Source organism: Bacillus ectoiniformans (genome assembly GCF_016908875.1).
Classification (GTDB): domain Bacteria; phylum Bacillota; class Bacilli; order Bacillales; family Domibacillaceae; genus Bacillus_BX; species Bacillus_BX ectoiniformans.
This window is the reverse complement of sequence record NZ_JAFBES010000001.1, coordinates 371,816-398,139: the sequence shown is the minus strand read 5'-3', so window position 1 is coordinate 398,139 and position 26,324 is coordinate 371,816. Positions and strand designations below refer to the sequence as shown.

Below are 26,324 nucleotides of genomic sequence, written 5' to 3'. Positions count from 1 at the left end.
CAACTATCAAAAAAATTGGATAAAAGAAAAAGGAGAGAATTAAAAAATGAAAAATTATCTATCAGCAAACAAAGTGGTTAAATCGATCGCATTAGCAGGAGTACTTTCAGTAGGAGTATTAGCTGGAGGACAACTTAGTGAAGCAGCTCAAAATGACAAGAACATGAATCAGCCGAAAGTGGTTTCTGTGAAGTCACAAGCGAGTGTTCATGCTTCAGAAACAGCGAAAACTCACGCGGCTGCTCAATCTGCTGTCCATGGAAAAGCAGAAGTGAAGGTCAAAACGGAAAAAGAGCAAACAGCTGCACCAGCACCAGCGCCAGCGGAAGATACGGTACAAGAAACGACTCAACCAGTTGTTGATGAGGTAAAACAAAATAAGTCAGCCATCAATAAGGCGGCTTCTCAAGCGAGTGCGAATGCGAGTGAAAATGCAAAGAAACATGCTTCTGCAAACTCAGCGGTTCTAGCTGTTAAAGAAACAACTGAACCAGTAGTTGAAGAAACAAAGGAAGCTACAGAAGAAGCAACACCAGTAGTTGAAGAGACAAAAGAAACTGCAGAAGAAACAACAGATGCAGTGACTGAAGAAACAGAAGAGGCTACTGAAGAGACAAAAGAAGCTGCAGAAGAAACAACGGAAGCAGTAACTGAAGGAACAGAAGAAGCTGCGGAAGAAACAACAGAAGCAGTGACTGAAGAAACAGAAGAAGCTGCAGAGGAAACAACAGAAGATGTGACTGAAGAAACAACAGAAACAGTTAATGAAGTGAAAAAATCCGTTGAAGAAAAGGTTTCCGAATTAAACAAAGTAAATTCTCAAGCTTTTGAACATGCAAGTGAGAAAGCAAAAGAGAAAGCTTCTGTAAACTCAGCAGTTTTAGCTGTAAAAGAAACTGCAGAAGAAACGACTGAACCAGTAGTTGAAGAAACAACAGAAGCAGTAACTGAAGAAACAGAAGAGGCTACTGAAGAGACAGAAGAAGCTGCAGAGGAAACAACAGAAGATGTGACTGAAGAAGCAACAGAAGAAACAACAGAAACAGTAACTGAAGATAAAGAAGCAATCGAAGAAAAAGTTTCTGAATTGAACAAAGTGAACTCTCAAGCTTTTGAACATGCAAGTGAAAAAGCGAAAGAAAAAGCTTCTGTAAACTCAGCTGTTCTTGCTGTAGAGGTAAAAGCAGCAACAGAAGATAAGTAATTTAATAGCAAGAGACCCCCATGCAGCTAGCTAGTATGGGGGTTTTGTCTATTCTGAATGTTCTCGTCAAAGTTAGAGGAAACTAATTTCTAAGTAATTCTTACAAGCGATACACAATTAATAAGTGTGTAAATTCAGAAAAGCTAAATCGCCGATAGAATGGTAAAAGCCGCCGATAGAAACCATGTAACCGCCGATAGAAGTTCAAAGCTTACAAAAATCGGCCATATTTCTCAATTCATATTCGAGAAAAGAAGCATTTAACTTGTTTTATATAAAAAATATGACTAGTAATGTACCTTAGCTGGGTGAGAATGATGCATATTCTTACAAAAGAGTGCAACGAAAGAAGAAGTCGTTGAGGCTATCATGGTTACCACTGCTTTAAAAGCAGGATCGGCGCTTGCCCACGGTGTTAACACGTTAAATTCATATGATGAATGAGGGTCAAAAACGCCTACACTAAATAAACTTAATAACACAGAAACCCCCTGCTAAAAAAAAGGGGGTTTCTGTGTTATTGCTTTGTTTTCTGCTCATTTATCCACCAATCAATGTGATCTAAATTAAACATCATGTGATTGCCGATGAGTTTGCTATGAGGAATATGCTTCTCGGTGATTAGATCATTAATTTGCTCTTCAGTCATCGGGTAATGGACTGATTCAAGGTAGTCGATCAAATTTTTAATCCCGTTGACTTTTCTCATTTAATCACCTCCGCTAAGATTTCTTGATTAAAACGTACATGAAAAAATCTTAGAGAAGCGACTAAAAAGAATTTCCTCATTCATATACCCCACCACCTAATTTTTATTCCTGTTTTTTAAAAAGAAGTCTAGAGACTTCATACGAAAAGTTTGATGACCGATGGTTGATGCAGAATATAATGCCCTTCTAGTATAAAGATAATTTATGAAGTCAAAACCTATACAGACGGAACCGTACTTACATGAAGAATGATGGTTGTAAAGCGTTTGTAAATTGGAATTTACACATCTTAACACGAAGAAGGTTTTTGCTTAATATTTGTTTTGTATGTTTAGGGTGTAAACAAAACAAAAACAAAAATAAACATCTCCAGGAGGGGTAATCAATGTCAAAGAATCATAATTGGAAAAAAGGAATTGTTGGGCTTATGGCGGTTTCCATGCTAGGCGCTTGTTCGTCAGACGATGCGGCTAAAGGATCAGAGGAAGCAGCAGATTATAATAAATTGACATTGGAAGAAATAGAGTCTAAAGCGAAAGAAGAAGGCAAGATCAATTCAGTAGGGATGCCAGACTCTTGGGCCAACTGGGTAGAGACTTGGGATGAAATTGAAGGGAAATATAAGTTGAAGCATTCCGATACAGATATGTCCAGTGCGGAAGAGTTAGCCAAATTTAAAGCAGAAAAAGAAGATGCTACGGCTGACATGGGTGATGTGGGTATAGCCTTTGGACCGATTGCCGAAGAGCAGGAATTAACGCTTCCTTATAAAACATCCTATTGGGATGATGTTCCAAAATGGGCGAAAGATGATGATGGGGACTGGGTCGTTGGGTATACCGGCACAATGGCCATCCTGACTGATAAAAATAAAGTAAAAAATGCTCCAAAGTCTTGGAAGGAAATTAAAGACGGCAACTTTAAAGTTAGTATTGGTGATGCTTTAACAGCAAACCAAGCTCAATTTGCCATTTTAGCCGCTGCCTACGCTTTTGGCGGTGACGAAAAAAATATTGAACCGGGCATTAAATTCTTTGCAGATTTAGCGAAGCAAGGAAGATTAACAGGAGATCCAACCGTCGCTAACCTGGAAAAAGGAGAAATAGAAGTGGCTTTATTATGGGATTTCAATGCATTAGGCTACCGCAGTCAAATTAACGAAGAACGCTTTGATGTGACCATTCCGAAAGAAGCTTCAGTTACATCTGGTTATGCCACAGTCATCAACAAATATGCGAAAAATCCACATGCAGCGATGCTTACTCGTGAATATATTTTATCTGATGAAGGACAAGAAAATTTAGCTAAAGGGTATGCCCGTCCAATCCGTGAAAATGTGGAGCTGCCAAAAGAAGTTGAATCACAGTTGCTGCCTGAAGAAGAATATGCAAAAGCAAAACCAGTGAAAGATGAGAAAGCTTGGGCAGAAACAACGAAAAAGATTCCTCAAATGTGGCAAGACGAGGTTTTAATTCATGTCAAATAATCGTCTCATAATGATTGTAGTAGATGCTTTGCGATTCGATACCGCTTGTACACATATGGGATTCATGCAGCATCTCGTTGAACAAAAAGCAGCAGCACGTTATGAAGTGAAATCAGAGGTTCCTTCATTGTCTCGGCCTCTTTATGAAACAATCTTGACGGGAACCCCGCCGTTAGTTCATGGAATTGTCGGCAACAGTGTGGTTAGATTATCGACACAAGAAAGCGTATTTCACCTGGCAAGACGCAGCGGTAAGACTACTGCTGCGGCTGCCTATTATTGGGTGAGCGAGCTCTATAATCATGCTCCATTTCGGCACGGGATGGATCGAATCCAATTAGATAAAGAGGCACCGATTGAAAACGGGGTCTTTTATTTTGAAGATCATTATCCGGACAGCCATCTGTTCGCAGAAGCGGAATGGCTTGTGACAGAAAAGCAGCCAGACTTTCTTTATATTCACCCAATGAATGTGGATGATGACGGCCATAAGTTCACGGCTGATTCTGTTTCTTACCGCAATCGTGTGTTAAAGACTGATGGTTTATTGGCTCTTTCCTTACCCAAATGGATAGAGAAAGGGTATGACATTATCGTCACGGGCGATCATGGAATGACGAGTGACGGAAATCATGGAGGCAATACAAGAGAAGACCGCCATGTTCCACTATTTGTTATCTCTAATAAAGTGCAGCCAATGATCCATGACCAGTTTGTATCTCAGCTGCAAATGGCGCCGCTTGCCTGTCATTTGCTTGGGGTCGAGCCTTCAAGCGTAATGGATGCTCTCAACATACCTGGTTTAATCAACTAAGAAAGGGAGACTTCATGATGACTGGAAAAAAAAGCGTACTTTTTATATTAGTACCATTCGCATTGTTAATGACCTTCTTTTTTCTTGTGCCGCTTATTTATATGCTTATAAGCAGTTTTACAGCAGGCGGGGCTTTTACTCTAGAACACTACCAAGAAGCGTTGACAAGCTCCTATATTTTACAGGGGTTTAAAAACAGCTTTGCTTTATCAGTTGTTTCTGCTCTTGTCGCATTAGTCGTTTCATTATTTGCTGTGTATGGAATGAATCGTTTTTCAGAGCCAGTGCGTGAACGGATATTAATTTTATCGAATTTAACATCAAACTTTGCGGGTGTTCCGCTTGCGTTTGCGTTTATTGTGTTACTTGGAAACAGCGGTCTAATCACGTTAGCTCTGAAGTCATTTGGGTGGGATCTGTCTTTTTCTTTATATAGCTGGACAGGCTTGCTGCTGATCTATATTTATTTTCAGCTTCCATTATCTATTATGCTCTTATATCCGATTTTTCACGGAATCCAGCAGCAATGGAAAGATGCAGCTTCCTTATTAGGAGCTTCTGCTTTTATGTTCTGGAAGAAGATCGGCTTGCCGATTATTTTACCTGGAATCGCTGGGACATTCACTGTTTTATTCGCCAATGCGATGGGAGCGTATGCGTCTGCTTATGCGTTAACAGGAAGTGATTATAACCTGGCCTCTATTCGCATCGGTGCAGTTATTACTGGTGACATCTTTGCCCAGCCGGAACTAGCGAGTGCCATTGCGGTGCTGCTCGGTGCGGTCATGATTACTGGAATGCTTCTCAGTGAAGGGTTCATTAAGAAAACGAGAAAGGATTTGTCGAAACGATGAAAAAATTCACAGTCGTCACACTCATCCTGATAGGAATTTATTTAGCAGTTCCTATTCTCGCGACAGCTATGTATGCTTTTTCAACAGAATGGAATCAGACGATTTTGCCAGAAGGATTTACTTTTAAGTGGATTGGCACATTATTTCAAGATGATCAATTTCTGAAGGCGTTCGGACGGTCTGTTCTTCTATCTGGCGGGGCAGTATTGATTTCTATTTTGTTTATCGTCCCCGCTATTTTAGTGATCAGCTTATATTTTCCAGCACTAGAAAAATGGTTTCAAGCGGGAGTCGTCATGGTATATGCCTTCCCGGGAGTCATTCTATCAGTCGGCTTAATTAAATTTTATTCAGGGACAAGCCTTCCGATGGTACTTGCTGTATTGGGTGTGTATGTAATAACTGTGCTGCCTTATATGTATCAAGGCACCCGCAATAGCTTGAGAAACGTGAATGGCCGCCAGTTAATGGATGCCGCAGAATTATTAGGCGCTTCAAAAATTGAGGCTTTTCGTAAAGTGCTCTTTCCTTCTATTTATCCAGGATTATTTGTCGCCGCCCTGTTATCGTTCTCCATTTTATTCGGAGAATTTGTCCTGATTAATCTTGTGGTAGGTTCCCGGTTTGAAACCGTACAAATTTATTTAATGAAGAAATTAAATACAAGCGGTCATATAGCAAGTGCGGTTGTGTTCGTATACCTTGTTTTGATGGGGATGTTGACGCTAGTTGTGGCAACGTTAACGAAAAAGGCGAAAGGAATGAAAGGCGCATGAGTTATATCGTTTTGAATGATGTATATAAACAATATCAAGATACAAAAGTTCTCTCAGGCATTACTATGAATATTCAAGAGGGAGAGCTTGTCACATTGCTAGGCCCGAGCGGTTGCGGAAAAAGCACGATTTTACGGATTCTCTCTGGTTTGACAGATGCCACAGACGGATCCATATTTATTGATGGCAAAGATATGAAGAATATCGCACCGAAAGAGCGAAAAGTCGGGATGGTGTTCCAATCCTACGCTTTATTTCCTAATATGAATGTATATGAAAATGTGGCCTTTGGCTTAATGATGGACAAAAAACATGCAAATGAAGTGAAGGAACAAGTGGAGAGAATGCTGCAGCTTGTTGGTTTGAAGGAAAAAAAAGAGGCCTATCCACATGAACTTTCAGGAGGCCAGCAGCAGCGGGTGGCACTTGCCCGGTCTCTTGTTAAACGCCCAAAAGTATTGCTGCTTGATGAGCCGCTCAGTGCATTAGATGCGCAAATCAGGAAACACCTCCAGCTCGAACTTCGTAAAATTCAGCGTGAACTAAATATGACGATGATTCTTGTGACACATGATCAAGAAGAAGCCATGTCCGTTTCTGATCGTATATTTGTCATGAATAAAGGTGAGATTGCCCAAGAAGGTACACCGACTGAGATTTACACCCACCCGAAAACAGAATTTGTAGCGAATTTTATTGGACACTATAATGTGTTTTCTAAAGAACAGCTTGAGAAGTTAATAGGCGGAAATATAGCGGTATCGGCAAGAAAGTACGCCATTAGACCAGAAGCTATTCATTTACAATCAAGCCCCTCTTCATTCCCGATCCAGGCGCAAGCAGGCGATACGATAATGAATGGAAACGTCATTCGTACGACTTTCCATACGGATGGCCATCAATTTACGATAGAACAGCTGAATCACAGAACCTCCGCCTTTAATAAAGGTGAGAATTATCAGCTGTTCGTTGAACGAGAGGATCTAATCGCTTTATCGTGAGCCAATTAAAGGAAGAGCGCCAGCAAATCATCGTTCAGTGGGTGAATGAAGCAAAGCGAGTAAATGTCACGGACATGGCCAAAAGATTTGATGTGACACCAGAAACGATTCGGCGTGATTTATCAGAGCTTGAAGAGCAGGAGCTATTGACACGAGTCCATGGCGGGGCTGTGATCTATACAAAACTTGAAAAAGAACAAGCATTCTTTAAAAAGCTTGATATAAATAGAACGGAAAAAGAGCAAATCGCCTTGCAGGCATCATTGCTGATAGAAGATGGGGATACAATTGCTATCGATGTTGGAACAACCACCGTTCATATTGCCAGCTTCATTCAGAATGTGGAGAACTTAACAGTGGTGACTAATTCCATCGCAGCTGCCCATTTAATGAATAAAGCAATTGAAGAAAAGCGGGTAACTGGAAAGGTGATCATGCTAGGAGGAACAACAAATCCTGCACAATCATCCGTCTCCGGTGCAATGACTTTGGAATGGTTAAGCCATATGACTGTAGACAAAGCATTCATTTCTTGTGGAGGGATCGTGGCTGATACCGTATATGACTACGATTTAGACGAATCCCTCGTCTCAGCGAAAATGATGGCGAACAGCAAGAGAAATATTTTACTTGCCGATTCATCTAAATTAGGGGTACCGTCTTTTTTTTCTTTCAGTAAGGCGTATCAATTTGATGAAGTCATCAGCGATCAGGCGTGTCCGAAAGATTGGCAAGAGTGGTATCAGCGTTGGACTATTGCAAAGAGGAGTCGACAAGAATGTTAATTGATTATCATGTACATCTAGAAGAAGGACCTTATTCATTTAATTGGCTTGAACGAACCTCGAAGGCTCTTATGCATTTTCACCGAGATGGAAAGCCTGAAAAGGGAACGAGAGCAAGGATTGAGCATCAATTAAACGAACTGAACAATCGTTTAAATAAAGGGTGTTTCAGTGAAGAGTGGCTAGATCTATATTTAAAGCAAGCGAAGCATATAGGATTGAAAGAAGTAGGCATTGTTGATCATTTATACCGTTTTAAAGAAACGAAAAGTTATTTTGAGCAAGCGATGATTCTAAAGCCATCTGATCCTTTAGGAGAGTTGCAATCCTATTGGCTAAACAGTGTGATGACAGAAGAGATGGGTGATTTTGTTCAAGCTATTTCAGACGGAAAAAAACGCTGGGAAAAACAAGGTGTTTCATTAAAACTGGGGATAGAGGCAGATTATTTTGCTGGGCAAGAGAAAGAGTTAGAAGAGTTATTAGATGGTCAGCCATGGGACTATGTCATCGGCTCGATTCATTTTGTAAAAGGGTGGGGGGTTGATAACCCGCAGACGGCCGATCGTTTTGAACAAAATGATTTAAAGGACTTGTATACCCAATTCTATGAGTCAGTCGAAAAAATGATCCGTTCGAAACTGTTTGATTTTGTCGCTCATTTGGATAATTTGAAAGTATTTAATTATAAAGTGGACGACCTTTCATTTAATCAAATGTGGTATGAACGGATTGCAGGCGCATTAAAAGAAACCAATACCGCCACAGAAATTAATGCCGGTTTATTCTATCGCTACCCAGTCAAAGAGATGTGTCCTTCCGAGGATTTTTTACAAGCGATTGTCAATAAAGGGGTGCCAGTGACTCTTTCTTCTGACGCTCATTTTCCTGATGATCTCGGTAAGTATGCAGCTGAGAATAAAGAGGCTCTTAAACAATTAGGTGTCAAAAAGCTCGCCACTTTCGATCAAAGAAAAAGAATTTTAGTAGACATTGAGTGATGCTGTAAGCTGATCGCAAGTTAATAGTGAGAAATAGAAGAGACCCTTCCAAAATGAAAGGGTCTTTTCACATGTAACTATTGATGAATTTTTTCAGCTTGATCTTGGAATACCACGGAATATGTTTTCCATCCGCCATCTAAGCTTATCGCTACAAAGCCATGTCCTTTCAAAATACGTGTGGCTAAATATCCTCTGAGTCCCACTTGGCAATGGACATAAATTGGTTGATCTTTCGGCAATTCTTCCAAGCGGTCGCGAAGTTCATCTAGAGGAATATTAACAGACCCCTTAATGACACCTTGATCTCTTTCTTTCGGGTTTCGGACGTCGATCAGAAAGCCGCCTTTTTCAACAATCTCATCAATTTCATGCCATTGAACGGTTTGAATGTCTTCTTCAACCATGTTTGCCGCCACATATCCAGCCATGTTGACAGGATCTTTCGCAGAAGAGAAAGGTGGAGCATAGGCTAATTCAAGTTCTGTTAGGTCGAAAATAGTTAATCCGCCTTTGATCGCTGTTGCAATGACATCAATTCGTTTATCGACACCGTCAGTTCCCACTCCTTGCGCACCAAGGATTTTCCCTGTTTTTTCATCAAAAATGAGTTTTAACGCAATCGGCGCAGCACCAGGATAGTAGCCGGCGTGAGAGCCAGGATGAATGTGAACCACTTTGTACTCCATGCCAACACGTTTAAGCATCTTTTCGTTATTGCCTGTAGTCGCAACAGTTAAGTCGAATACCTTCGCAATACCAGTGCCCAGTGTTCCTTTGTAGGCTTCTTTCTTGCCATAAATATTGTTAGCCACAATGCGTCCTTGGCGGTTAGCAGGTCCGGCTAGCGGAATCATGGCGCCGTGGCCATTCGTGTAGTCAGTGACTTCAATTGCGTCCCCAAGTGCATAGATGTCCGGATCGTTCGTCTGCATGAATTGGTTAACTAAAATGCCGCCGCGCTCTCCAACTTCTAAACCAGCATCAACGGCTAATGTATTTTCAGGCTTAACACCGATAGACATGATGACTAAATCCGTTTTTATTTCTTTTCCGCTAGAGAGACATACTTTGCGTCCATTGTCTTCAAATGATTTCACGCCATCTTCTAAGATCAAGTTTACGCCTTTTTTTCTTAAATGAGCATGAACGATCGCAGCCATTTCAATATCTAGCGGCGCCATAACTTGGTTGGCCATCTCCACTAAGGTAACACGAACGCCGCGATCCGCCAGGTTTTCCGCCATTTCAAGACCGATAAATCCGCCCCCAATTACCACTGCTTCTTTTGGAGAATGATGGTCGACATGCTGTTTAATCTTATCTGTATCTGGAATATTTCGAAGCGTGTATACATTATCTGCTTCTGAAAGGCCTGGAATTGGAGGAACAATTGGTTTTGCTCCGGGTGATAACACTAATACATCATAGCTTTCTTCATACACTTCATCTGTTTGAAGATTCGTTACAGTGACTGTTTTCTTCTCGCGGTTGATCTTTGTCACTTCACTTAAATTGCGAATATCTAAGTTAAATCGCTTGCTCATTCCTTCTACCGTTTGCACTAAAAGCTTGCTGCGGTCTTGAATGGTTTCTCCTATATAATAGGGAAGTCCGCAGTTAGCGAAGGAGATATATTCGCCTCTTTCAAACATCACGATCGTTGACTGTTCATCTAATCTTCTCAACCGGGCTGCTGTTGTGGCACCTCCAGCAACTCCACCAATAATTACTATTTTTTTACTCATCATCAGTCACTCCTCAAAAAGTAATTTGTATACCCATACACGTATATTAACAGGTTCTTTCATTTTTTTTAGTGATAAATATCACAAACTCGTGAAAAAAATGAAATGGCTAACTTGCTGTTGACAATATACCTATAAGGGTATAATGTATTCCTTGTAAGCAATGGCTATATGATAATAATGAACGATTAAATAGGTAAGAACAATTTAGAGAAAGGAAGCATCTAATATGGAATATACTGACCAAATTAAAAACAGAGTGAAGCGGATGGAAGGTCAGCTTCGAGGCATTTTGAAGATGATGGAGGAAGGCAAGGATTGCAAGCAGGTCATCACGCAAATGTCAGCTGTTCGCTCAGCAATGGACAGAACAGTCGGTGTAGTCGTAAGTTCTAATTTAGTGGACTGTGTGCTAGAGGCGGATCAATCTCCTGAACAAACAGACGAATTGATTAAAGAAGCTGTAAGTTTATTAGTGAAGAGCCGGTAAATTTGCGGTTGACATTATTTTTTTTATTCGCTAATATACCCTTATAGGTATATATGGTGTCAAATTAAACAGTAAACAGACATTTTACTTACTAAAAATATATTGAATTTCTCAAGGAGGATATTATGAATAACAAGAAAAAAACAACGATCGTACTATTTAGCGGGGACTATGATAAAGCAATGGCAGCATACATCATTGCCAATGGAGCAGCAGCTTACGACCATGAAGTAACGATCTTCCATACATTCTGGGGATTAAACGCTTTGCGTAAGGATGAGCATGTGGAAGTGAAAAAAGGCTTTATGGAAAAAATGTTCGGGAAGATGATGCCAAGAGGCGCAGACAAAATGGGTCTTTCTAACATGAACTTTGCAGGAATGGGTCCAAAGCTAATTAAAGACATTATGAAGAAACACAATGCAATGCCGCTTCCAGATCTAATTTCAATGGCACAGGAACAAGAAGTTAAGTTAGTGGCTTGTACAATGACAATGGACTTATTAGGTCTTCATAAAGAAGAATTATTAGAAGGCATTGAATATGCAGGTGTTGCTGCTTACTTAGCAGATGCTGAAGACGGACATGTGAATCTATTTATTTAATTTTAACATTTGCAGGGGAGCTTTTCCCCTGTTCATAATAGAAGGGAGATATAAATGGATTACTTAAACTATATACTTCTGGCATTGATTGCCTTCCTGTTCATCCAGCGTATGATGCCGACAAAAGGGGTTAGACAAATTACCCCATCAGGTTTAAAAAATGAATTACGGGATAGTAATAAACAGTACGTGGACGTTCGCACACCAGGTGAGTTTAAAGCGAACCACATTCAAGGGTTTAAAAACATCCCTTTAAATCAGCTGCCGCAAAAATCAAGCCAGCTTTCGAAAGACAAAGAAGTGGTAGTGATTTGCCAAAGCGGAATGAGAAGTAATAAAGCAACGAAGATCTTAACGAAACAGGGCTTTAAAAAGGTCACAAATGTCAAAGGCGGCATGAGCGCCTACTAAAATTTAAATCTCGAGGAGGAATTATTTTGAAGCATCTGTCAGCACAAGAAGTAGAAGCATTAGTGATAGACCAAAAAGATGTAAACATTATTGATGTACGTGAAGCAGCTGAAGTTGCACAAGGAAAGATTCCTGGAGCGGTGAATATTCCTCTAGGTTTGTTAGAATTTCGCATGCATGAATTAGATAAATCAAAAGAATATGTTATGGTATGCCGTTCTGGCGGCCGAAGCGGTCAGGCTTCTCAGTTTTTAGAGGGTCATGGCTTTAAAGTTATTAATATGGATGGCGGCATGATGAGCTATACAGGAGATGTTGAATAAAAAATTTGTTTAAAATAATACCTGTGTAGGTATATAAGAATAATGAAAACGAATATGGAGAGTATAGGAGTGTTGAATATGAATTCAATTACTGTTTACACTACAACAAGATGTCCTTATTGTGTGATGCTAAAAAACTATTTATCAGAACAAGGACTTCCATATAAAGAAGTGAATGTGGAAAGAGATCCTGGGCTGATGCAGAAGCTTGTTAATACGACGGGACAAATGGGGGTTCCGCAAACCGAGGTTAACGGGAAGTGGGTCATCGGGTACGATCCGGCAAGCATTATGAGCGCGATGAAGTAAGTAAGACAGCAGCGAATTAGTAATTACACGTAAACATGAGGAGGAAATAATCATGACAAAAAAAGTAGCCATTATCGCAAGTAACGGTGGAATGTTTGATGCCTATAAAGTATTTAATATCGCAACAGCAGCAGCGGCGACTGAACAAGAAGTAGCGATTTTCTTTACATTCGAGGGATTAAACTTAATTCATAAAGAAGCTCATAAACAGCTTCCAATGCCAGCAGGAAAAGAGCATTTTGCAGAAGGATTTGCGAATGCAAATGTACCTGGTATTCCTGAATTAGTGGAAATGGCACAAGAAATGGGCGTTCGTTTCATTGGCTGTCAAATGACGATGGATGTCATGGGACTTGGTAAAGAGGCTTTCGTTGAGGGAATTGAAGTAGGCGGAGCGGTTACATTCCTAGACTTTGCCAACGATGCGGATGTTACGCTGACATTCTAATTTACATGCATTGAACCATAAGCGGGAAGTTCTGCTTATGGTTCAATTTATGAAAAAGAATATATTTAAATTTTTTTGGAATAAACTATACCATATAGGGTACTATTACAATGCCTCTGTGTGATTTGAATTGGCATAAAGAGAAAAGAGTTTTTTACAAAAGGGAGGCAATACCATGGAATTAGGCTTTATTATTACAATATTTTTAATTGGTTTTGTTGGATCTTATATTTCAGGCATGCTTGGGATTGGCGGTTCAATCATTAAATACCCGATGCTCTTATATATCCCGCCATTGTTTGGGTTAACGGCTTTTACCGCTCATGAAGTGGCCGGAATCAGTGCCATTCAAGTATTCTTTGCGACGATCGGCGGTGTCTGGGCGTATCGTAAAGGTGGATATTTAAATAAAACATTAATTATTTACATGGGTGTAAGTATTTTAATCGGAAGTTTCATTGGCGGATTTGGATCTAAATCAATGAGTGAAGACACCATCAATATCATTTATGGCATCTTAGCCCTGATTGCAGCTGTTATGATGTTTATTCCGAAAAAAGGTATTGATGACATTCCACTCGATCAAGTGACATTTAATAAATGGCTTGCAGCCGGTTTCGCCCTAGTTGTCGGTATTGGTGCTGGAATTGTTGGTGCGGCAGGGGCGTTCCTATTAGTGCCGATCATGCTCGTTATCTTGAAGATTCCTACGCGCATGACGATCGCTTCTTCACTGGCTATTACCTTTATTTCATCAATTGGTGCGACCATCGGTAAGATCGCCACGGGGCAAGTGGATTATTTCCCGGCATTTATTATGGTTGTGGCAAGCTTAATCGCAGCTCCGCTTGGCGCGATGGCCGGAAAGAAAATCAATACAAAAATCCTTCAAGTGGTGCTGGCTGTCTTAATTTTGGCGACAGCAATTAAGATTTGGATGGATATTCTGTAAGAAAAGAAAGAGATGTGCACTCGTGGCACATCTCTTTTTCGTTAATTTATACTGTTCACTAAATCCTCCATCATGCCTTCATCCATCGGACCGACAATTTTATTTGCGATGACACCTTTTGTATCAATGATGTAGCTTGTTGGGATGGTGTAGGTCTGGTAATGAGCGCCGATAGAGCCTTGTTCATCTAAAGGAATGGGGAAAGAAAGTCCGTAATCACTGACAAATTCTTGGATGTTTTGACGCCCTTTATCTGCATTCGTTAAATTGACAGCCAGTACTTCGATTCCTTGATCTTTATTTTTTTCATAAAAGCTTTGCATATGCGGCATTTCAGCTTTACAAGGCGGACACCAGGTTGCCCAGAAGTTTAAAATTACTTTTTTTCCTTGATAATCAGATAACTTCACTTTGTCTCCGCTTAACGTCGTTAACTCAAAGTCAGGAGCTGGTTTGCCTTCTTGAACTCCTGCGGGCTCTGCATTGGATACTTCCTCAGTCGCAGAGGAATCTTGGACGGCTGATTCCGTTTGCTCCTCCTTCTCGCTCGTTTTCCAAAAGTTAACGGCCACAATAGCAATGGCCAAAACGATGACAGCGATTCCTACATATGATTTCTTCATAGCTTTGATTCTCCTTTATCTTGTTATAGCTGTGTGTAACAAGAGTATGAAGCCGCTTTGTTAAGGAATGATTAAATTCGTGCAGTTACGCCTGATGCAGAGGGAATTCAATCTGAAAGTGATGCTCTGTGCCGTCGGTCGTTAAACCGATTGTACCTTTATGAGCGGAAATGATGCTTTTAGCGATAGCCAAGCCTAGGCCAGCCCCGTCCGACTTCGTACTTCTTGCTTCATCCACACGATAAAACCGTTCAAAAATCAGGTCTTTTTTTTCGGGATCGATGTATTGTCCGTGATGGGTAAATGAAATCACGTAATGTGTCTCGGTTTTTTTTCCAGTCACCGTCAAGTCTCCCTGGGTCCGGTAATCTAAAAAGTTTTGAATTAAATTTGTGAACACCTGTCTGAGACCGTCCGCATTTCCCAATATCTCAGCTGGTTCTAAGTTCATTTGAATAGCTGACAGATTTTCAAGCTTCCATTTAAAAGCAGTAAAAGTCTCTGTCATCACTTTATCGACTTCTACTGAGTCAAATTGTTTCTCGAAAAAGTAGGTTCCGTGGCTCCAAGAGTTCAGTTCTGTAAGAAGCTCTACAATTCTTGTAATTCGTCTCGATTCTTCAAGCAATGACCCAAACAGCTCAGGGTCTCCGTCGATCACTTCGTTTTGCAGTCCTTCCAAGTAGCCATTAATATTGGTCAAAGGTGTCCGAAGCTCATGAGCGATGTCTTTCAGCATTTCTTCTCGCTGCTCCTGGACCGAATAAATGGTTTCTGCCATCGAGTTAAAGTTGTCGATCAGCTCTTGCAATTCTCCGGATGCGGATGAATCAACCTTTTCGGGGGGGTGGCCTTCTTTCATTTTTTTGGCGGCCTCCGATAATTGTTTAATCGGACGCAGGATTTTTTTGACGGTGAAGTAGTGAAACAGTCCGACTATAAGAAAAGCCACAATGCTGATTTTAAAAAGGAATCCATTTAAAGAGGAGACAAGAAGCTGGCCTGTTACTTGCTCTGAATTCACTAAAAAGCAGGCATAGTCTTTGACCGACAAGCCTGCTAGAAGGATAACAAAAAGAATGACTAGACTATTTAAGATGACTAATTTAGCTAATAGCTTAGAATTATGCCCCCACAAATTTATACCCCATTCCTCTTACAGTTTGAATATAGTCTTTTGTCGTTTTCTCTCTGATTTTTTCTCTTAAATGCTTAATGTGAACATCGATCGTTCTATCAGAAACAGCCCGCTCATTATTCTCATACACAAAGTTTAAGATTTGTTCTCTGGATAAGACTTGGTCAGGGTGCTGCATGAATGTATGTAAAAGTTTGAATTCAAACAGGGTTAATTGCAGCTGTTCGCCATTGATCCAAGCTTCTCCCTTTGCTGGTTTAATCGTAAAGCCGGTGAAGCTAAGTTTTCCGCAGCGACTGGCCGTTCTTCTTAATACCGCTTCAATTCGCACCATCAATTCCGCAGGGCTAAAAGGCTTCACCACATAGTCATCAGCTCCCAATTTAAACCCTTCAATTCGTTGCTTCTCCGATACTTTCGCTGTCAGCATAATAATGGGCATCATGCTTTTCTGATCTTCCCGAACCCAGCGGCATATTTCTTCACCGCTGATTTTCGGGAGCATAAGGTCGAGGATTAAAATACATGGATCATGCGCTTCGATTTTTTCTTTTGCATCCAATCCATCCACCGCCTCGATGACTTCATAGCCGTCTTTCGTTAAATAAATAGTTAATAGCTGGCGGATTTTCGGATCATCTTCTACCACTAAAACTGATTTGCCAATCAGACTTTTTTGATTCATGAAATCACCCTTTGTTATTGAAATAAACTGTAGGCCGAGAGCCAGGCGCTGATCTTTTGCATTTGTCCGCTTAAGACGAGAAATCCAAGAAAGACCATGATCATTCCATTAATAAAGGCCAGCTTCGATAAGTGTCTATTAATCTTTTTCATCGTTTTTAATGAATAGGAAATGACAACGGTTATCACAAAAAATGGAATGGCCATCCCAAGGGAGTAGGCGCCTAAAAGCATCACTCCATAAGATAGTGTATCAGAAGAGCTTGCTAATAATAAGATGGAAGATAACGCTAAGCCGACACACGGCGACCAGCCGCTGGCAAACGCCATGCCAAGTAACACAGAACTGAACATGTTTTTCGATTGACGTTCTGAGTGAATTCTCTTCTCTTTCATTAGAAATTTAAAGTTTATCAGTCCAGCCATCTGTAAGCCGAATATAATAATCAACAGTCCAGCCACTTGCATAATCAGCATTCGATAATTCATTAATAACTTCCCTATGAAGCTTGCAGAAGCACCAAGCGCCATGAATATAATGCTAAAGCCAATGATAAATCCGATCGAGCGCATATACAGCTTCCTGCGATCCACTTCAAGCTTGGAATCTTCTATTTTCCCCCCGGTCAAATGGGTGACGTAAGCTGGAAGCAATGGGAACACACAAGGGGAGAAGAAGGATAATAATCCTCCTGCGATGGCAAAAAACACGCCGATTTCATTCATATCTTTCACTCCTTTTCTGTTTAAGTATGGAGCCTGATTGTTAATCTTTTATTAAGAACCTTAAAGGAGATATTTATAGCTAGAGCCAATTATCGGGTTCGAGATGTGGTTTGCGAAATTACATTCAGATTTGACGTGCTATTCGTAATAAGTGCTTGCCGGCTTAAAATATTTAGACATGTTCTATTTAGCCCCTCATAAAATGTAGAAAGATCCTAAAGCGGAGGAGCCCTGTATGCACGAAATGTCGCTCATGTCAGAAATCATTGATCTGGTTTCTTTGGATGCTGAATCAAAAGGTTTCGTCAAAGTGAACAAGATCCATGTGGTGGTTGGAGATTTATCGAATGTCCTGCCGGATGCCTTAGAGTTAGCGTTTTTTTTCTTTCAACAGCAAGGTGTGCCTTTGATTGATGAAGAGACGGAGTTATGTATTATTCGTGAAGCGGCGAAAGCGATCTGTTCAGCCTGTCAGATCGAATTTGAACCTGATTACCGAATCGCGCTTTGTCCTGAGTGTAAGCAGCCACATAGCCTGCTCATATCAGGTGAAACGTTTAGAGTGGAATCCTATGAAGGAAGTGATGGAAATGAAGGTTAATCTTCAAGAAGACGTGTTAAAGGATCATAACTTAGCAGCCAAGTATAATAGAGAAATCTTTCGAGGCAATCAAACGCTGGTGATTAATTTAATGAGCTCACCGGGCGCGGGAAAAACAACGCTGCTAGAGGAGACGGTCAAAGCATTAGCCAAAGATTTTTCAATTGCGGTGATTGAAGGAGACCTTGCAACAGACAGAGACGCTGAAAGATTAAGAGCTTTGGGCATAAAAACGGTACAAATCAACACAGTGGGAGGCTGTCATTTAGATGCAAGAATGGTTGCCAAAACGCTTCCGGAGTTTGACCTGGATGATATCAATATCCTTTTTATTGAAAATATCGGAAATTTAGTTTGCCCGTCTGGTTATGATTTAGGACAGCATCATAAGGTCGTCATATTAAGTGTTCCAGAAGGAAATGATAAAATTCCTAAATATCCGGTCATGTTTAGACGGACGAATATGACCATTATTAATAAAATTGACCTTCTTCCATATGTCTCTTTTGATGTAGAAGAAGCGAAAAAAGATTTAGAGGCAATCAATCCAGAAGCCCAGTTTAAAACCCTTTCTGCACGAACAGGAGAAGGGATGGAAGAATGGATCAATTGGATAAAGGACGCTTACAGTGAATGTGCAAAGCAGTAAAAATAAGTGTGAGGGGAAGAGTGCAGGGAGTTGGCTTTCGTCCATTTATCTATTCACTTTCAAAGAAATATCGGCTAAAGGGGACCGTCCAAAACAACCTTGATCATGTGCTCATTCTTTTGGAAGGGGCTGAAGACAAGCTGGAAGAAATGGTGAATGAAATAAAAATGTCTTCTCCGCCACTTTCGAAAATAAGTGAGATCAGTGTTGAGGAAGTTCCAGTCATAGGGTTTAAAGAATTTACAATTGCTATGAGTCAAGCAAGTGGAGAGGCTGTTCCGTGGATAGCTGGGGACGCTGCTGTCTGTGAAGAGTGTTTAAACGAATTAAAGGATCCCAGTAATCGACGCTACCAATACCCATTTATTAATTGTACACAATGCGGACCACGCTATACGATCATTCGTCGTCTCCCGTATGACCGGCCCAATACAACGATGAAAACATTTCAAATGTGCCATGCCTGCCAGCTGGAATATAACGATCCTAAAAGCCGGCGACACCATGCGCAGCCTATTTGCTGTCCTGAATGCGGACCAGGGTTAACTCTTTATAACCAGAGAAAAGAACAGTTGGCTGAAAACCTGTCAGCGGTTGCTCAGGCAGTTCGTTTCATTAAACAAGGCAGCATTCTAGCGATCAAAGGTATAGGCGGCTATCATTTTGCTTGTGATGCCCAACAGGAACAAGCGGTTGATCAACTAAGGATTAGAAAAAAACGCCCGCAGCGGCCTTTTGCCGTCATGGTAAAATCCTTAGAAGCCGCAAGAGAACTATGCCATATTTCTCATCAAGAAGCAGATAGGCTGACAAGCTCGGACATGCCTATTGTCATTTTACGAAGAAAAAAGCACAGTTTGTTACCTGACAAACTCTCTCCGGGTTTATCAACACTTGGAGTGATGCTGCCATACGCCCCTTTACATCATTTATTGTTTGAAGAGACGGGATTAAGCTGTTTAGTTATGACAAGTGCTAATTCAACAGGCCTGCCTATGCCATACAAGGAATCTGTCAACTCACTTTATGACATAGGTGATTATTGCCTCACTCACAATCGGGACATTTATCTTCCAGTTGATGATTCAGTTGTTCAATGTGAAGGTGAAAGCTTGATGTATATAAGGCGTGCAAGAGGCTTCGTGCCAGACCCTCTTCTCACAGAGCAGAACGTGGACCGAATTCTTGCATTAGGAGGAAATCAAAAGAACACGTTTGCGATAGGAAAACAAAATCATGTGATCATGAGTCCTCATATTGGAGATCTGGAAAATGAAGAAATGATTCAATCGTTCGAATCTCAGCTGCAGCATTTTAAGAAATGGCTGAAGGTTGATGAAAAGTATATAGCAGTTGATAAACATCCTTTCTATGCCTCGCAATCGATCGTTGAAAAACTAAATGGAGAGGTCATTCCCGTTCAGCATCACCATGCTCATCATGTATCCTGCATGGAGGATAATGGACTTAAAGAATCCTGCTTCGGCTTGATCTTAGATGGGACAGGATACGGAGAGGATGGCCATATTTGGGGATTTGAATGTTTATACGGGAATGCAAATTCTGTTGAGCGGTTAGGTCATTTGCAATACACTCCGCTGCCGGGAGGTGAACAGGCAGTGAAAGAACCATGGAGAAATGCCGTTGGGATGCTATTGCATTACTGGCCTCTAGAAGGAAAAGCGTTAGCTGAAGAACTGTTTCCTGACAAATGGAGTGAAATTAACACGATAGACCGTATGATCAAATACAAGTTAAATACACCGTTGGCAGGCACGTGCGGCCGGTTATTCGATGCGGTGAGTGCGATGCTTGGGATCTGTTGCACGTCCACATATGAAGGAGAAGCGGCAATCAAACTATCTGATTATATGTATCAAACATCAAATGAATCCGACGAAGCCTATTCCTTTCATCTAAATACTGACAGTCATCATTTCCTGGAGCTTGACCTGTCTCCCATGATAAGAGAAATTCTTCAAGACCAATTCAATCAACGCCCCCTTGCACAAATTGTTCAAACCTTTCATCAAACGATCGTTTCATCCTGTGTAGAGATGGTTCTAAAAGCAGCGGAAAAGAGACCGGAATTAAATCGAGCGGTCGTGCTGTCGGGAGGATCGTTTCAGAATATATTTCTAGCCAGAGAAATGAAAAGGCAGTTTCAAAAGAAAGACTTTAACGTCTACACTCATAAAAATGTGCCGTGTCATGACGGAGGTCTATCTCTAGGTCAAATCATTATTGCTTCTCGTTCAAGCCATCTGTAACCAATATAAAAGAGTGGGGGAAGCCATGTGTGTATAGGAGTACCTGCGAAAGTGATCACTTTGGAAGAACAAAGGGCTCTCGTAGATGTAATGGGCTCAAAGATGTACGTAGGCATACTGTTTGTTCCAGACGTGAAGGCTGATGATTATGTGCTGCTCCACGCAGGACAGGCTATGACCATAATCGATGAGGCATATGCTAATGAGAGCCTTGAAGAATGGAGGAACGTGCTAAATGTTAAACATGGACCTGTTTTCTGATCTTACAATAACCCGGCATTCCCTGAAAGCAGTAAAAGAGCTCGCGGAAACGTTTAAAAAAGAAACAGGAAGACGTCCTGTATTAATGGAAGTGTGCGGTTCGCATACAATGGCTTTTGCTAAAACAGGAATAAAAGCTAGTTTAAAAGATCATATAGAATTAATTGCGGGGCCGGGATGCCCTGTTTGTGTAACAGATCAAAAGTCGATCGATGCGATGATTCAATTATCCGATGGAGCGAACCGAATCCTTTGTACGTTTGGTGATATGATGCGAGTTCCTGGATCCAAACGTTCTTTAATGAAAGCTAAGACAGAAGGCAAGGACATCAGAGTCGTCTATTCTCCATTGGATAGTGTGAGAATAGCGAAAGAAAATCCAGATAAAGAGGTCATATTTTTAGGGATAGGATTTGAAACGACTATTCCCATTCTTGTTTTGGCTATTCAAGAGGCAGAGCGAATGCAGTTGAATAATTACACGGTATGGATGACTACTAAATTAGTAGAGCCAGTATTAAGAACACTTCTTGATTCAGGAGACATTCAGCTTGATGGTTTTTTATTGCCTGGCCATGTGTCTGTTGTTATAGGAAGTCAACGCTATCAATTTCTGGCCGAGGAATATGGCATGCCTGGAGTTATAACAGGGTTTGAGCCTGTACAATTGCTTAGCGGGGTGTATAAGGTGTTGCGGCTGCTTTTAGAAAAAAAGGTGGATATCCTCAACGACTATACATATGTTGTTAAGGAAGAAGGCAATCTGATTGCTCAAGGTTTATTGGAAAAGTATTTAGAGCCTCATGATGAAAGCTGGAGGGGAATCGGCATCATCCCAAACAGCGGATTAGTGCTTAAAGAAGAATTCGAACAGTTTGACGCGAAAAAGAAGTTTCAGGTGTCTGCTGGAGAACCGCGAAAAACAAAATGCCGCTGCGGGGAAATCATTCGGGGCTTAATAAAACCTGAGGCGTGTGTGTTGTTTAATAAAGGCTGTACACCCTCTCAGCCAATCGGACCTTGTATGGTATCAGCAGAAGGAACGTGTGCCGCTCATTATCAGTACATGAGGGAGGGGCAGGGATGGAACAGCGAATTAGCTTAGCTCATGGAGAAGGAGGAGAATTAACGCACCAGCTCATCCAAAAAGTATTTGTTCAGTCTTTTGGCCATTCAAAGCAAACGCAGCTTGATTCTGCTATTTTTACCTTGCCAGGGCAAACGATCGCCGTCACCACAGACAGTTTTGTAATCAAGCCTCTTTTCTTTCCAGGAGGTGACATAGGAAAGCTTTCAATAGCAGGAACAGTTAATGATCTGGCTGTATCCGGAGCTATGCCTTGGGCAATAACTGCGGGATTTATCATAGAAGAAGGGTTTCCGCTCCAGGACTTAAAAAAGATTGCTCAAAGCATGGCGGCTGAAGCAGAAAAAGCGGGAGTAAATATTATAGCCGGTGATACAAAGGTAGTCGAAAAGGGCAGTGCTGATGGCTTATTTATTAATACAACAGGAATTGGCCTGCTGCAAGAGAGGCGGAAACTAAAGCCTGAAAAAAATAAGGAAGGGGATGCCGTTATTATAAGCGGCACAGTAGGAGATCACGGGATTTCGATATTAAGCGCGCGACAAGAACTTGGGTTAATGACGGAAGTTGAAAGTGATTGTGCTTCATTAACTCCAATGATTCAAGAGTTAATGAACTTTGTTGATGGAATCCGAATCATGCGCGATCCTACGCGGGGCGGACTAGCGACAGCGCTGGTGGAATTATGTGAGGACTTTAACTTTACCATTGAAGTAGAGGAAGCCTCTGTACCGATCCGAAATGACGTAAAAGGAGCGTGCGATATTCTAGGATTCGATCCGTTATATCTCGCAAACGAAGGGAAAGTAGTGGTGATTGTTGATTCTAGTCATGAGCAAATCGTGCTAGACATCATGAAAGAACATTCCTATGGAAAGAATGCCCGCGTGATTGGCCATGTGACTTCGAGTGATGATTTGATAGGAAAACTTCTGCTGAAAACACCGATTGGCACAACACGACGCCTGCAGCGGCTATCAGGTATGCTCCTGCCGCGGATTTGTTAGCTGCTTCCAATTGGGAAATGCTCTTAAGGAGATGACAGAATGCAAAACACCGAGTTAATTAGACTGCAGCTCAATCATCTTGTTACACAGGCTCGTTATGATATTTACACACTTTCCACCATGCAAGATTATTCTATGAAGCAGCCCATTCTTCAACGGCTGTGGGATACCATCTCATCTATCCATTTTCTATCTGAGTTATTGGCAAATCAAGCAAGAATAAATAATCATTCAACGGTTTCCCAGTACTCTGCAGCTGTTCCAGTCAATACAAATCAACAGCAAATTCCGCCAATCACACCTTCACCTAACCAATTTCTGCAGCAAACAAACCAGCGTGTATTCACAATTGAAGAATTAGCTACCTATAACGGGAAAAATGGCAAACCAGCTTATGTGGCAGTTAACGGTACGGTTTATGATGTCACAAATAACAGAGCATGGGCAGCCGCCACCCATTTTGGTCTGACCGCAGGAAAAGACTATACAGCAGAGTTTGCTTCCTGCCATGCAGGGCAGCAATCCATATTAGCGACTCTGCCGGTTGTGGGGAGGTTAGCTTAATGGAACGATTCGTTTTGCCCCCGGAGCCTTTAACCAATGAAGCCATTGCCAACAGATTAACCAATACAGCTATAAATAATATCGACAAAGGGCTCATCAAGAAGCAAAACCTTGTATATTTAGAGCTGAATGGGTGTTCGGGAAATATTATTTCATTGTTAAATGGGAATAACCCTGACTTTGCCTATATGCTAAATTCAATGGTTAATCTTCGCTACAGCAACAGCTTAATGGCTGCTGAAGGCGAGCAAGCCATGGAGAAGCTAATGAATGCTCTTGAAGAAGACTATATTTTAGCTGTTGAAGGGGCAGTCGCGTTAAAAAATAATGGGCTGTACAATGTGATCGGAAGCTGGAAAGGCGAGCCGCTGACCGGTCTTCAGGCAGCAACGATGCTTGGAGAAAAAGCTTCGCATATTTTGGCCGTTGGAGCCTGTGCGACTCATGGCGGAGTATCTGCGGCTAGGCCAAACCCATCTGAATCTGTGGGGTTGCAGACCGTCCTCCCAGGTAAGAAATTAATTAAATTACCAGGGTGTCCTGTTCACCCTGATTGGTTTTTGGGAACTCTAGCTCATCTTTTACTATATGGAGAACCAGATACAGATAACTTGGATCGCCCGTTAATGTTTTACAGTACGCTCATTCATGACCGCTGCCCGAGAAGACCGTTTTTCGACCGGGGTATTTTTGCTGAAAAATTAGGCGATAAAACATGCTTATTTAAGCTTGGCTGCCGAGGTCCTGTAACGAGAGTGGATTGTCCGACGAGGCAATGGAATGGACATGTGAACTGGCCAATTGGTGATAATACGCCTTGTATCGGATGTGCTCAGTTTGGTTTTCCGGACGCCATGGCTCCGTTTATTAGCTATGACACGACTAGGGTGGTGAAGGATGAATAAACGAATCGTGATTAATCCGCTGACTCGAATTAGCGGATTTATGGAAATTGAGGTAATGGTGGACAATCATCAGGTAGTGGAAGCGAAGACGACAGGGAATTTATTTCGGGGGTTTGAGCAAATGTTAGTGGGGAGAAGTCCCTTTGACGCGGTCTATTTTACGCAGAGAATATGCGGGATTTGCTCAAGCGCTCACTCGATGGCCTCCTCCTTAGCTTTAGAGGATGCTCTCAAGATTAAGCCGCAAGAACAAGGAAGGTATTTGAGAGATATTATTCATTGCTGTGAGTTTCTGCAGAACCATATTCGCCATTTCTATCAATATACTGTACCCGATTTCGTAAAGATTGATCAAAATCCTCTGTTCCAATCAGACCACGATGACTTTAGAGTGCCGCAAGCGATCAATGACCGCATTTCACAGCATTACTTTGATTCCCTTGCCATCAGCCGTTTAGCTCATCAAATGCTGGCGATATTAGGCGGGAAAGCCCCTCATAACCATGGTGTATTTATTGGTGGCATCACTGCGCAAGCCACAGCGGAAAAAGTGGTGCAGCTGGATTCGATTTTACAGCAGATCACTTTATTTATTAATGAAAAAATGATTCCCGATGTCTATGATATTGCCCGTTATTATCCTGAATATTTTCGCTTGGGAGGAGGGTATGGCAATCTTTTAACATATGGCTCCTTTAACAATTATCAAGAGCTGGGAACGTTATATGTAGATCCTCTCGTATCAAAAAATAGTGCTGTTGAACCCTTTGGTGAACGAAAAATTAAAGAAAAAATTGATTACTCCTGGTACACAGCAAAAGAAACTGCCTACAAGCCCGACGAATTGGTGCCGCAGCCAGATAGAGAGAAGGGAAAAGCCTATTCATGGGTGAAAGCGCCAAGGTATGATGATCTTCCATTTGAGGTAGGCCCGCTCGCCAGGCTAATACTAAGCGGCGCGTACACTAATGGCATATCAGCCATGGACCGAACCATTGCAAGAGCACTTGAAGCGAAGAAAATTGCAGAAATCATGAACATATTATTACAGCAAATTATCCCTGGTGTGGATGTACAGAAGAAATATGAATTGCCCGAAACAGCCGCTGGGAGAGGGCTGGTCGATACGACGAGAGGCGCTTTAGGACATTGGCTGAAAATCAAAGAGAAAAAGCTGTCGTTTTACCAAATTATTACCCCTTCTACTTGGGACTTTTCCACTCGGGATGATTTAGGATATCGAGGGACAGCTGAAGAAGCATTAATTGGCACACCTATTCAAAATCATGACAAACCGGCTGAGGTCGGAAGAATTCTGCGTTCTTTTGATCCGTGTATGTCGTGTGCCACCCATGTATACAGCCCCGGAAAACAAGTCAAAACGATTAAGGTGTTCTAATGGAAAATATCATTGCGCTAGGCATTGGCAATCAATTAATGATGGACGATGGAATTGGCATTTATCTTGTACAAGAATTGGAAAAGCTGGATCAGTCATCTGGCATTCGATATATAATCGGGGAATCAGATATTGATTATTGCATAGAGCAGATCGAGTCAGCTGCATTTGTTATTATCATTGATGCAGTGTGTTCAGGCAAACAAGCGGGAGAACTGTCTCTCTATCGGCTTGCGGACTTACATGAACACCATTCACTCGATATTTCCATCCATAATCTGCATCTATTTCAAATGCTGTATCAGCAAAGAGAAACAATCAAGGGGTATCTCATAGGGGTGGAACCTCATGAAATAAGCTTTCATATGGGGCTTAGTCAAACATTGGAGGAACAATGGAAGAGTATCCTTGAGGAAGCTGAAAAAATGATAACGGACTTAATTGGAAAAAAGTGAAACAGCAAAGGAAAAGAAAATGACCTGTCTTAAAAACG

The 26,324-nt window shown here is 41.4% G+C and carries 31 protein-coding genes and 1 pseudogene; 26 read left to right on the top strand and 6 right to left on the bottom strand.

The window, feature by feature from the left end; translation table 11 throughout:
• Positions 1–46 precede the first annotated feature (46 nt).
• Together JOC78_RS02010 and JOC78_RS17790 are read left to right on the top strand one after the other, a co-directional pair.
• Positions 47–1,204, top strand: a complete 1,158-nt coding sequence (locus JOC78_RS02010; RefSeq protein WP_204552511.1) for a hypothetical protein — start codon at positions 47–49, stop codon at positions 1,202–1,204.
• Positions 1,205–1,546: 342 nt separating this feature from the next.
• Positions 1,547–1,642 (top strand): annotated as a pseudogene (locus JOC78_RS17790) (carboxymuconolactone decarboxylase family protein); the annotation flags it as partial.
• Positions 1,643–1,721: 79 nt separating this feature from the next.
• Here JOC78_RS17790 and JOC78_RS02005 read toward each other — a convergent pair.
• Positions 1,722–1,913, bottom strand: a complete 192-nt coding sequence (locus JOC78_RS02005; RefSeq protein WP_204552509.1) for a hypothetical protein — start codon at positions 1,911–1,913, stop codon at positions 1,722–1,724.
• Between the two features lie 386 nt (positions 1,914–2,299).
• On the opposite strand from JOC78_RS02005, the gene JOC78_RS02000 reads away from it, so the two are divergent.
• From JOC78_RS02000 to JOC78_RS01970, 7 genes are read left to right on the top strand one after another with little or no spacing between them, the layout of a single operon-like run.
• Complete coding sequence (locus JOC78_RS02000) at positions 2,300–3,400, top strand: ABC transporter substrate-binding protein (RefSeq protein WP_204552508.1); 1,101 nt, start codon at positions 2,300–2,302, stop codon at positions 3,398–3,400.
• The gene (locus tag JOC78_RS01995; protein ID WP_204552506.1) at positions 3,390–4,214 is read left to right on the top strand and encodes an alkaline phosphatase family protein; all 825 of its coding nucleotides are present in this window, start codon (positions 3,390–3,392) and stop codon (positions 4,212–4,214) included. Before JOC78_RS02000 ends, JOC78_RS01995 begins: the two co-directional genes overlap by 11 nt.
• Positions 4,215–4,231: 17 nt before the next feature.
• Positions 4,232–5,068, top strand: coding sequence for an ABC transporter permease (locus JOC78_RS01990; protein ID WP_204552504.1), 837 nt, complete (start codon positions 4,232–4,234; stop codon positions 5,066–5,068).
• Positions 5,065–5,844: an ABC transporter permease gene (locus tag JOC78_RS01985; RefSeq protein WP_204552502.1), complete on the top strand. Its 780-nt coding sequence runs from the start codon at positions 5,065–5,067 to the stop codon at positions 5,842–5,844. Before JOC78_RS01990 ends, JOC78_RS01985 begins: the two co-directional genes overlap by 4 nt.
• Positions 5,841–6,845 carry an ABC transporter ATP-binding protein gene (locus JOC78_RS01980; protein ID WP_204552500.1) on the top strand — a complete coding sequence of 335 codons (1,005 nt, stop codon included), beginning with the start codon at positions 5,841–5,843 and terminating at the stop codon, positions 6,843–6,845. The genes JOC78_RS01985 and JOC78_RS01980 overlap by 4 nt, the downstream gene beginning before the upstream one ends.
• Positions 6,842–7,630: a DeoR family transcriptional regulator gene (locus JOC78_RS01975; protein ID WP_204552498.1), complete on the top strand. Its 789-nt coding sequence runs from the start codon at positions 6,842–6,844 to the stop codon at positions 7,628–7,630. Before JOC78_RS01980 ends, JOC78_RS01975 begins: the two co-directional genes overlap by 4 nt.
• A complete protein-coding gene (locus JOC78_RS01970) occupies positions 7,624–8,631 on the top strand; it encodes a histidinol phosphate phosphatase domain-containing protein (protein ID WP_204552496.1) in 1,008 nt (335 codons plus the stop codon). Before JOC78_RS01975 ends, JOC78_RS01970 begins: the two co-directional genes overlap by 7 nt.
• Positions 8,632–8,708: 77 nt before the next feature.
• Here the strand turns inward: JOC78_RS01970 and JOC78_RS01965 are convergent, their stop codons facing one another.
• Entirely contained in the window at positions 8,709–10,379 is a 1,671-nt protein-coding gene (locus JOC78_RS01965) for a CoA-disulfide reductase (RefSeq protein ID WP_204552494.1), read from the bottom strand.
• A 229-nt stretch (positions 10,380–10,608) separates the two neighbouring features.
• Between JOC78_RS01965 and JOC78_RS01960 the strand changes: the two genes are divergently transcribed.
• The 7 genes from JOC78_RS01960 (at position 10,609) to JOC78_RS01930 (ending at position 13,917) form a co-directional block, all read left to right on the top strand.
• Positions 10,609–10,869 (top strand): metal-sensitive transcriptional regulator, encoded by a 261-nt coding sequence (locus JOC78_RS01960; RefSeq protein ID WP_204552492.1) that lies wholly within the window; start codon positions 10,609–10,611, stop codon positions 10,867–10,869.
• Positions 10,870–10,994: 125 nt separating this feature from the next.
• Positions 10,995–11,474, top strand: a complete 480-nt coding sequence (locus JOC78_RS01955; protein WP_204552490.1) for a DsrE/DsrF/DrsH-like family protein — start codon at positions 10,995–10,997, stop codon at positions 11,472–11,474.
• A 54-nt stretch (positions 11,475–11,528) separates the two neighbouring features.
• Positions 11,529–11,885 carry a rhodanese-like domain-containing protein gene (locus JOC78_RS01950; RefSeq protein WP_204552488.1) on the top strand — a complete coding sequence of 119 codons (357 nt, stop codon included), beginning with the start codon at positions 11,529–11,531 and terminating at the stop codon, positions 11,883–11,885.
• 26 nt (positions 11,886–11,911) lie between these two features.
• On the top strand, positions 11,912–12,208 hold the full coding sequence (locus JOC78_RS01945; protein WP_204552486.1) for a rhodanese-like domain-containing protein: 297 nt from the start codon (positions 11,912–11,914) through the stop codon (positions 12,206–12,208).
• A gap of 78 nt (positions 12,209–12,286) precedes the next feature.
• Positions 12,287–12,517, top strand: coding sequence for a glutaredoxin family protein (locus JOC78_RS01940; RefSeq protein ID WP_204552483.1), 231 nt, complete (start codon positions 12,287–12,289; stop codon positions 12,515–12,517).
• 52 nt (positions 12,518–12,569) lie between these two features.
• Positions 12,570–12,965: a DsrE/DsrF/DrsH-like family protein gene (locus tag JOC78_RS01935; protein ID WP_204552481.1), complete on the top strand. Its 396-nt coding sequence runs from the start codon at positions 12,570–12,572 to the stop codon at positions 12,963–12,965.
• A gap of 175 nt (positions 12,966–13,140) precedes the next feature.
• Positions 13,141–13,917, top strand: coding sequence for a sulfite exporter TauE/SafE family protein (locus JOC78_RS01930; RefSeq protein WP_204552479.1), 777 nt, complete (start codon positions 13,141–13,143; stop codon positions 13,915–13,917).
• A 41-nt stretch (positions 13,918–13,958) separates the two neighbouring features.
• Here JOC78_RS01930 and JOC78_RS01925 read toward each other — a convergent pair whose 3' ends face one another.
• The 4 genes from JOC78_RS01925 to JOC78_RS01910 form a co-directional block, all read right to left on the bottom strand.
• Entirely contained in the window at positions 13,959–14,540 is a 582-nt protein-coding gene (locus tag JOC78_RS01925; RefSeq protein WP_204552477.1) for a redoxin domain-containing protein, read from the bottom strand.
• An 85-nt stretch (positions 14,541–14,625) separates the two neighbouring features.
• Positions 14,626–15,678 carry a HAMP domain-containing sensor histidine kinase gene (locus tag JOC78_RS01920; protein ID WP_239586930.1) on the bottom strand — a complete coding sequence of 351 codons (1,053 nt, stop codon included), beginning with the start codon at positions 15,676–15,678 and terminating at the stop codon, positions 14,626–14,628.
• A complete protein-coding gene (locus tag JOC78_RS01915; protein WP_204552475.1) occupies positions 15,665–16,363 on the bottom strand; it encodes a response regulator transcription factor in 699 nt (232 codons plus the stop codon). The genes JOC78_RS01920 and JOC78_RS01915 overlap by 14 nt, the downstream gene beginning before the upstream one ends.
• Positions 16,364–16,377: 14 nt before the next feature.
• Positions 16,378–17,088 carry a cytochrome c biogenesis CcdA family protein gene (locus tag JOC78_RS01910; protein WP_204552473.1) on the bottom strand — a complete coding sequence of 237 codons (711 nt, stop codon included), beginning with the start codon at positions 17,086–17,088 and terminating at the stop codon, positions 16,378–16,380.
• Positions 17,089–17,323: 235 nt separating this feature from the next.
• On the opposite strand from JOC78_RS01910, the gene JOC78_RS01905 reads away from it, so the two are divergent.
• The 10 genes from JOC78_RS01905 to JOC78_RS01860 are packed head-to-tail and all read left to right on the top strand — an operon-like array spanning position 17,324 to position 26,286.
• Positions 17,324–17,689, top strand: a complete 366-nt coding sequence (locus JOC78_RS01905; RefSeq protein ID WP_204552471.1) for a hydrogenase maturation nickel metallochaperone HypA/HybF — start codon at positions 17,324–17,326, stop codon at positions 17,687–17,689.
• Complete coding sequence (gene hypB / locus JOC78_RS01900; protein WP_204552469.1) at positions 17,679–18,338, top strand: hydrogenase nickel incorporation protein HypB; 660 nt, start codon at positions 17,679–17,681, stop codon at positions 18,336–18,338. The genes JOC78_RS01905 and hypB overlap by 11 nt, the downstream gene beginning before the upstream one ends.
• The gene (gene hypF / locus JOC78_RS01895; RefSeq protein WP_204552467.1) at positions 18,323–20,608 is read left to right on the top strand and encodes a carbamoyltransferase HypF; all 2,286 of its coding nucleotides are present in this window, start codon (positions 18,323–18,325) and stop codon (positions 20,606–20,608) included. Before hypB ends, hypF begins: the two co-directional genes overlap by 16 nt.
• Before the next feature lie 27 nt (positions 20,609–20,635).
• Entirely contained in the window at positions 20,636–20,869 is a 234-nt protein-coding gene (locus JOC78_RS01890; protein ID WP_204552465.1) for a HypC/HybG/HupF family hydrogenase formation chaperone, read from the top strand.
• Positions 20,844–21,974: a hydrogenase formation protein HypD gene (gene hypD, locus JOC78_RS01885; RefSeq protein ID WP_204552463.1), complete on the top strand. Its 1,131-nt coding sequence runs from the start codon at positions 20,844–20,846 to the stop codon at positions 21,972–21,974. Before JOC78_RS01890 ends, hypD begins: the two co-directional genes overlap by 26 nt.
• Positions 21,953–22,963, top strand: coding sequence for a hydrogenase expression/formation protein HypE (gene hypE / locus JOC78_RS01880; protein ID WP_204552461.1), 1,011 nt, complete (start codon positions 21,953–21,955; stop codon positions 22,961–22,963). The genes hypD and hypE overlap by 22 nt, the downstream gene beginning before the upstream one ends.
• Before the next feature lie 39 nt (positions 22,964–23,002).
• Positions 23,003–23,527 carry a cytochrome b5 domain-containing protein gene (locus JOC78_RS01875; protein ID WP_204552459.1) on the top strand — a complete coding sequence of 175 codons (525 nt, stop codon included), beginning with the start codon at positions 23,003–23,005 and terminating at the stop codon, positions 23,525–23,527.
• On the top strand, positions 23,527–24,432 hold the full coding sequence (locus JOC78_RS01870) for a hydrogenase small subunit (protein ID WP_204552457.1): 906 nt from the start codon (positions 23,527–23,529) through the stop codon (positions 24,430–24,432). Before JOC78_RS01875 ends, JOC78_RS01870 begins: the two co-directional genes overlap by 1 nt.
• Positions 24,425–25,831 (top strand): nickel-dependent hydrogenase large subunit, encoded by a 1,407-nt coding sequence (locus JOC78_RS01865; RefSeq protein WP_204552455.1) that lies wholly within the window; start codon positions 24,425–24,427, stop codon positions 25,829–25,831. Before JOC78_RS01870 ends, JOC78_RS01865 begins: the two co-directional genes overlap by 8 nt.
• Entirely contained in the window at positions 25,831–26,286 is a 456-nt protein-coding gene (locus JOC78_RS01860; protein WP_204552453.1) for a hydrogenase maturation protease, read from the top strand. The genes JOC78_RS01865 and JOC78_RS01860 overlap by 1 nt, the downstream gene beginning before the upstream one ends.
• The last annotated feature ends 38 nt before the right edge of the window (positions 26,287–26,324 follow it).